Below are 8,523 nucleotides of genomic sequence, written 5' to 3'. Positions count from 1 at the left end.
CCCATCCCCCCATTTCCTGTGCTCCCCTGCTCCCCTGCTCTCCTAAGCTAAGGCAGCAACAGAAACTTTGGCGGCTATTTGTCCGGCTATTTGCTTTAGGGCTTTGGCAGAGGCGGAATCTGGGTCAGCAGCCACAATAGGTATACCGCGATCGCCACTTTCACGCAAGGCTATTTCTAAAGGTATACAACCAAGTAAGGGTACACCTAATTCTGTTGCGGTTTTCTCGCCACCACCAGAGCCAAAAATGTCATATTGGCGTTCGCGCAGCGTGCCGTTAGGCGTATCGGGTAAATCAGGCGGAATAAAATAACTCATATTTTCCACAATGCCCAAAACTGGCACTCCCATCTGCTGGAACATCTTTAACCCTTTCCGAGAGTCCAACAAAGCTACATTTTGCGGAGTAGTGACAATGACAGCACCCGCCATTGGCACTGCTTGGACTAAAGTTAACTGAGCATCCCCTGTTCCGGGAGGCATATCCACAATTAAATAATCCAGTTCGCCCCATTCCACTTGGTAAAGAAACTGTCGGATAATGCCATTCAGCATTGGGCCACGCCAAATCACAGGCTGGTCTTTATCAATTAAAAAGCCCATTGAAACCATCTTTACGCCGTGATTAAAAGCTGGTTCCAAAATTTCCCCTTGTGGAGTTTGCCGTACTACTACCTTCGCCTCGGAAAGTCCCAGCATGGTGGGGACATTCGGGCCATAAATATCGGCATCAATCATCCCCACTTTCGCGCCAGTTTGCGCTAAAGCTACGGCGACATTTACGGCAACAGTGCTTTTGCCTACGCCACCTTTACCACTGGAAACGGCTAATATATTTTTTACTCCAGCGATGCCAGTGCGGTCAGGTAAAGATTTTTGCTGAGGTGTTTCTGCGGTGACTTCAACTTTGACATCTGTCACCCCAGGTAATTTTTTCACTGCCTTTTGGCAATCTTCAACTATAAACTCGCGCAAAGGACAGGCAGGTGTCGTCAACACAAGAGTAAAACTGACATTGCCAGCATCAACCTTGACATTGCGAATCATATTTAATTCCACCAGACTTTTGCGGAGTTCCGGGTCTTGGACTGGTCGCAACACTTCTAAAATTGTGCTGACATCGAGAACTTCTGACATTAGTGTTCTCCCCTTGTTTTTAGGGGTGATTTGAGGTTATTTCGTTATAAAATCTTAACACTAGTGCAGTATCGCAGAAATGATTGAGCAGCTGAAAATAGCTAAATGTAGGGGCGGGTTTAGAAGAAAATTTTGTCATCATAACAGAAGAATTAACAACTCTCACCCGCTTCTACAAAGCCTTCTTCCTTTCTGCCTTGGAGTCCTTTGCCTTGGAGCCTTTTTGCTGCGATCGCTACCCTCCAACCGGAAGTCTAATTGTAAACTCTGTTCCCTTTCCTAGTTCCGAGCAATAAGTTAACGAACCTTGATGTTTTTCATAGATAATTTGTTGGCAGATAGATAAGCCTAATCCAGTTCCTTTACCGCATGGTTTAGTGGTAAACATTGGTTGAAATAATTGTTGTTTGACTTCTTCTGTCATCCCCAGTCCGTTGTCAGAAATCCGAATTTCAACCCAGCCTTTTTCTACTACTTCCGTCCGAATTTTTATGGTTGGTTGTTGAATTATTTGGCCTTGATGGGTTAATTCGTCTATGGCATCAATAGCGTTAGCCAACAAATTCATAAATACTTGGTTTAATGGCCCTGGATAGCAATGCACTTGGGGGATATTTTCATATTCTTTAATAATTGCGATCGCCGGATGACCGCTACAGGCTTTCAGCCGATGGCGCAAAATCAAAAGCGTACTATCTAATCCTTCATGAATATTAAAAGGAATTTTATTAGAACTATCAGCGCGGGAAAAAGTTTTGAGCGCAACAATTAGTTGATTAATCCGATCTATGCCTACGTGCATTGATGAAATCAACTGAGGCAGATCTTCCATCAAATATTGCAAGTCGAGCGATTCTGTTTCGGCTTTAATTTGAGTAACTGGTTCGGGATAGTGTTGCTGATATAACTGCAAAAGATGCAGCATCACCTCAATGTAATCTCGCGCATGAGTTAAATTACCAGCTACGAAATTAACTGGATTATTAATTTCATGCGCCACCCCCGCTACCAACTGTCCCAGAGCTGACATCTTTTCTTTTTGAATCAACTGAGTTTGTACTTGTTGTAGTTGATATTGGGTTTGTTTGATCTGGCGAACGGTTTCTAAAGTGCGATTAATAGTAAGTTCTAAATCGTCAAAGTTAATCGGTTTCATCAAGAAATCAAACGCATCATTATTCATAGCTTTCCTGATGTTTTCCATATCACTGTAAGCAGTAACGACTACTGCTTTCACATTTAGTTCAAGTTCTTTCAATTTTTCTAATAAGGTCAAACCATCCATTTCTGGCATATTAATATCGGTCAGCACCATATCGATTTGACCATCTTCTTTTAATTTATCTAACGCCTCTAATCCGTTGTGTGCAAAAACAAACTCTAGCTCTTTAGCTCTGATTTTTTTTCTAAATTGCTGACAAATTAAACGTTCAATTGGTAGCTCATCATCTACAACCAGTATTTTAGCAGTCATAATTATACTTCCTTGATATTTTCAAAAATGATTGTTTTTCTAAATTTTGTTAAATTTAGGCAAAGTAATAATAAATTCGGCAAATTTATCTAGCTCAGATTCGACTCTAATTTGGCCTTTATGTTGCCCAACAATTATGTCATAAGTTAAAGATAAACCTAAACCTGTTCCTTCGCCAGTTGGTTTGGTTGTAAAAAATGGATTGAAAATTTTCTCTCGAATATCTTCAGGTATTCCTTTTCCATTATCACGAATTATGATTTCTACATTTTCATTACGATTAAAGGTTTTTACAATTAGCATAGGTGTAAAATCTTCCTGATTTTCCTTCTTTTTATTGGCGGCTGCATAACAAGCATTATTGATGATATTAACCAAGGCACGACTAATATCTTGAGGGATTATTTGTATAGGTTCGATCGAACTGTCGTAACTGGCATCAATAGTGATGTTAAAGGTAAAATCTTTAGCTCGCTTACCGTGATAAACTAGCTTGACTGCTTCCGCCAAAACAGCATTAATATCTGTCAATTGCCCTTTTCCACTATCGGAACGAGCGTGCATTAACATTCCTTCTATAATGCTCTGAGCTTTTTGTCCCTGCTGACTAATTTCCGTCATATTGTCTCGCAGATCGGTTAAAATTTCTTTGATTAAATCAACTGATTCTGGGTTAAAGTTTTCTATTTGAGTTTCCATTTCTTCTTCTAGTTCATCTGCCAAATTTACTGATACAGAAGCAAAGTTATTGACGAAGTTAAGAGGATTTCTAATTTCATGAGCAATGCCAGCGGTTAATAAACCGAGAGAAGCTAGTTTTTCTTGAGCTACAATTTGTTTTTGAGCCGTTTGTAATTGTTCTAAAGTTTGCGCTAAGCGATCGTTCTTTTCTTGAAGTTCTTGAGTTCTCTCTTCCACTTTAATTTCCAAAGTACGAGAATAATCCTCTAATTTTTCGTACAATAGAGCATTAACTAAAGCAGTAGCAGCTTGAGAACACAGAATTTTTAATACTTCTATTCTTTCGTTAGTAAAAGCACCCGTTGTTAAATTATTTTCTAAGTATAGAATGCCAATTAATTGCCCTTGATTGACGATCGGTGCAGCTAAAATAGATTTAGGTTTTTGCCATTGAATATAAGAATCAAGGGCAAAAGTTGAATCGTTAATTGCATCGGGAATAACTACATCTTTTTGAGTTCTTGCCACATAATTAACTACTGACAAAGCTAGGTCGCTAGTATTTTCAATTGGTATAGAATTCGGAACGATTATTTGTTCCATAATTTTGGCTGCTTCTAAAACCATTTTTCCATCTCGATTGAGAATCAAAAAACCTTTTTGTGCGCCTGCATTTTCGATCATCATTGTCATCAATTTGTTCAGCAGTTCTTCCAAGAAAATTTCACTAGAAATTGTCTGGGAAGCTTTCATAACGGTTGCTAAATCTAGGATAACCCCAGGATTAGAACTACTAGAGGTTGAAGTTGTTATTGTGAACTTAGCTTGAGCAGAAAGAGAATTTTTATTTACACTAATTTCTTGCGGTTGCACCAGTAATTGAGGGTATTTTCTTTCTAAATCTTCCACCTTACCTAAAGCTCCCCAAAGCTGATAATTGTAAGAAGCTTTTTTCAAATACAATTGTGCAAATTCTGTCTTTCCTTTGCTTAACCAGAATTTTGCAGCAAGCTCATTAGCTAGTGCTACATTTTGGATAAATTCATGTTCTCCAGCCGAAGCGATCGCGCGATCGTACAATTCCATTGCCTCTAAATCTCTGCCAGAAATGCGAGCAATTTCTGCTTCAACTAACAAATATTTATGTAAGAAGTTTTCCGCACAATTATCCGCCCAAATTTTCATTTGTTTTTGATTGCTGACTAAGATTTCCTTGTATTGTTTTTGGATTTTCTTAGAAGCCGATGGATATAGTGCTGTCAAAATTAGCGAATAGTAAAAGGTATGATGGGAGCTAGAAATATGTCCCATGATAAAATCGATCAGTTCTAAAGCTGATAAAGCCCATTGCAATGCGCGATCGTAATCTTGATAGAGGTAAAGAACTTGCGCTTTCAATACGTGATATTCACAAATTGCTGCCATGCTTTTATGCTGTTGGAAGCTCTCGAAATACTCCTTTTCAACAATTTCGTCCTCTTTCCCAATTAACTTCAATATTGCCAGTTTATTAGCCAGGATGATATCACTCGACCATTGGTTTTTTGTTTTGTTGCAAAACCATAAAAAGTCTTCAAATTCTTCTAAAATCCGGTCTAAATTAATTCCTTGATAAAACAAAGTGATCGCTTGAAACATTCGGTTATAGCCCGACCACTGCAAGTTTCCCGATTCAACTCCTATTTTGAATCCTTCATCATTAATTGAATTGCTAGATTTGATATGTTTAATCCAACAATTTAAATAATTACTAAATATCACGCTGTCTTGGCAATTTTGAGACCAATTATTAAAGTTTTCACTTAAAGCCAAAGATAACTTCCCAAACTCGTAACCAGCTTGATATTCACCTAATATCGCACTCAATAAAATTCCATAACAAGAGTAACAGTAAGAACCTCCTGCGACAAAACCATACTCCAGTGAAAGATTGATGGCTTTAACAACAGTCCATTTCCAGATATCTTGATGTGAAAAGAATGTTAATGGCCCCATATTGCTGAGCAATTTCATTGCCATTTTTTTATCGATATCTTTCATCTTCTCTTCATGAATTAAAGCGGTAATCTCTCGATTACTTAAATTGGCTCTTGCTGCCGCAAGTTCTCGATCGACTGCGGTTAACCAATCTGTTTCAGGCAAGTCAAATCCCAGCCATCTGAGTGCTGTTAATCCTGCTTGAATTGCTTCTTCATATTTCATTAAAAGCGTATATTGTACGATCAGCATATTGTAGAGTTCTGCTTTCTCTAGGGCTGATTCCACTCGATTGACTGCTATTTCAATTAAGGCTTGTGATTCTTCAAAATTGGCAGTTAAATACTCTAATTCAGCCAATTCTTTATATAAGGCAAATGCTTCGTTGTAATTGGTTTGCCAAATCTCAGTAGATAAATTTTCTAAAGTAGTTCGCAAATAGTTTTTAGCTGCTACATAAGCTAGAGAGTCTTTAGCTTTTCTAGCTGCTAATAAATTTAAATTAGCTAATTCAATTTTTTCGGAATCATTGACTAAAAGTTCCCAACCAATGTTTAAATGATCTACCAATTCAAAAATTCTTTCCGATCGTTGTTCCAGAGAAATGTTTGCTAATAATAGTTGCCCAATTTGCAGGTGAACTTCACGCTGACGTTGGCGATCGATCAAAGCATAAGCTGACTGTTGTACTCGATCGTGCAAAAAAGCATAAGTAAGAATTACCAAATGAGACTTAATTACTTCCTCGTCTGTAATTTCTAAATCAGAAGTGGCAAAAATTAACCCCTCTTCAATGGCAGGTAAAAGACCGCGAAATACTTCTACTGCTTCCGTTTCGGAAATAATTGCTAGCGTCCGTAAATCGAAGCTATTACCCACACAAGCTGCTAGCTGAAGTAGTTGTTGAGTTAATTCTGGCAGCTTTTTCAGCTTGCCAATCATTAACTCAACGACATTTTCTGTAATACCCATTGCTTCAATTTGGTCGATATCCCAGTGCCATTTTCCTTGAATAGCTGCCGATGAAATTACCTTTTGGTTTTCAAAACTGAGTAAATTTTCTTGATAAAGAGTCTTCAAAAATTGATTGATAAAAAATGGGTTTCCTTCGGTTTTCCGCATCACTAATGCTGCTAGAGTTTCGACAGATTTTAGATCGCTATGCAGCGTTTCTGCAATTAAGAGTGTGATATGTTCAAGTTCTAAAGGTAGCAAAGTAATTTCATGCAGAATCGCACCTTTTTTAGCTAGATTGTCTAGCGCAGTTACTAACGGATGAGTAGGATGAACTTCATTATCTCGATAAGCGCCAATTAAGAATAAATAACGCATATCTTCATCCGTCATCATAATCTCAATTAAGTTCAAAGTTGCCGAATCTGCCCATTGTAAATCATCTAGAAAAATGACTAACGGGTGATCGCGGTGACAAAATACCCGAATAAAGTTTTGAAATACTAAGTTAAAGCGATTTTGTGATTCCGCAGGCCCTAATTCTTGGACTGGTGGCTGTGACCCAATAATTAATTCGACTTCGGGAACAACTTCTATAATGATTTGTCCATTTGTACCTAGCGCGATCGACAGTTTCTCTTGCCAATCTTTTAATTGTTCCTCGCTTTCTGTGAGAATTTGACGCACTAAAGACTGCAAGCCATTGACGATCGCAGAATAAGGAACATTGCGCTGAAACTGGTCAAACTTCCCAGCAACAAAATACCCTTTTTGCCGCGTAATTGGTTTATAAATCTCTTGGACTAAGGCAGATTTACCAATCCCTGAGTAGCCAGAAACTAACATCATTTCAGCTGTTCCTTGACTGACGCGATCGAACGCAGTTAACAAAGTTTCCACTTCCTGTTTCCGACCATAAAGTTTCTGCGGTATTTGAAATTTATCGGAAATATCTTGTTGACCTAAACTAAATTGAATAATTTCACCTTTAGCGTGTAACTGAGCCAAACATCCTTCTAAATCTGCTTCAATTCCCCAAGCACTTTGGTATCTTTCTTCCGCAGTTTTGGCTAATAGTTTGATTACTATGTCTGAAATAGCTACCGGAATTTCAGAATTAATTTTATCAGGAGGTATTGGTTCTTTGGCAATATGGCAATGAACTAACTCCATTGCATCAGTAGTCTGAAAGGGTAATTGATTAGTTAGCAATTCATAAAAAGTCACACCCAAAGAATAAAAGTCAGTCCGGTAATCCATTGCTCGGTTCATTCTCCCTGTTTGTTCTGGCGACATATAAGGGAGCGTTCCTTCTAAAACGTTTGGATTCTTGATTGTAGGATTTTCACGGGATAAAACTGTAGCAATTCCAAAATCAATAATTTTAAGTTCCTGAGTCTGAATATTGAAAACAATATTAGAAGGATTCAGGTCTTTATGAATGACATTGGCAAGATGAATTTTACCCAATATCTGCGTAATCTTAATAGCTATTTTTAAAAAATTATTTAAATCTAATTTTTGACTTTTGATAATTGTTTTTAGCGACTCTGCTCCTAAATCTTCCAACACCATTACTAAACTAGCTTGATATTTCTCTAAGCTATAAACTTTAATTACTCCACTTATATTCAAGTTGTGAGTAATTTCGTATTCTTGTTTGTAACGAATCAGAGAAGTTAGTGGCGGATATTCTTGTTTGAGTACTTTAAGGATTACGGGTCGATCGTCTACTTCTCGGATTCCTCGGTAAACCAGCGAATTAGAGCTTTCATAAATTTTATGCAGCAAATTATAACCAACGATGTTCATAATACTTGAAACAACAATATTCATTAAGTTGATATATTTACCTTAGTATTAGTTACAATAAAAATAACAAATAAGTAATAAAATTTAAGGGTTTATTAAAAATTTTTAATATTGAACTATTGAGTAACTCAACTGTTTTATTAAGCTAGTATTTTAGATAAAAAATTAAATTTGTCATCCGTGCAAATACTTGTTTTCCTTATTTGATACCACATTTCACACACTCAATTTTGACAGATGCAATAGCCCAAAGCGTAGAAGTCAAAGAGTTGAAAATTTTAAGTATAAATGCTGCAAATTTAATTTAAATAAAGAGAATAAATTTTATATTGATGTAGATATTTAAAGTAATTTTTATAATTGACCAAAATTAATGGGATGCAAGCCCCGACCCTTTAGGGCGGCTTTGCTCTTTGATATATTGCTTCAAAACTTCAAGTGGTGCACCACCTACAGACACAGCAAAATAGCTAGGACTCCAGAGAGCT

4 protein-coding genes are annotated in these 8,523 nt (G+C 37.3%); all 4 read right to left on the bottom strand.

The window, feature by feature from the left end:
• Positions 1–42: 42 nt before the first annotated feature.
• The gene (locus tag IQ264_RS29825) at positions 43–1,137 is read right to left on the bottom strand and encodes an Mrp/NBP35 family ATP-binding protein (RefSeq protein ID WP_193985860.1); all 1,095 of its coding nucleotides are present in this window, start codon (positions 1,135–1,137) and stop codon (positions 43–45) included.
• Positions 1,138–1,372: 235 nt separating this feature from the next.
• Entirely contained in the window at positions 1,373–2,611 is a 1,239-nt protein-coding gene (locus tag IQ264_RS29820; RefSeq protein ID WP_193985858.1) for an ATP-binding protein, read from the bottom strand.
• A gap of 39 nt (positions 2,612–2,650) precedes the next feature.
• Complete coding sequence (locus tag IQ264_RS29815; protein WP_228061919.1) at positions 2,651–8,035, bottom strand: trifunctional serine/threonine-protein kinase/ATP-binding protein/sensor histidine kinase; 5,385 nt, start codon at positions 8,033–8,035, stop codon at positions 2,651–2,653.
• Positions 8,036–8,405: 370 nt separating this feature from the next.
• Positions 8,406–8,523 (bottom strand): transposase (locus tag IQ264_RS29810; protein ID WP_193985856.1); only part of this gene is annotated, 118 nt, incomplete at its 5' end.

Source organism: [Phormidium] sp. LEGE 05292 (genome assembly GCF_015207735.1).
In the GTDB taxonomy this organism is placed as follows: Bacteria; Cyanobacteriota; Cyanobacteriia; order Cyanobacteriales; family Aerosakkonemataceae; genus Floridanema.
Note: the sequence above shows the minus strand (reverse complement) of the source record. Positions and strands in the feature narration are given on the sequence as shown.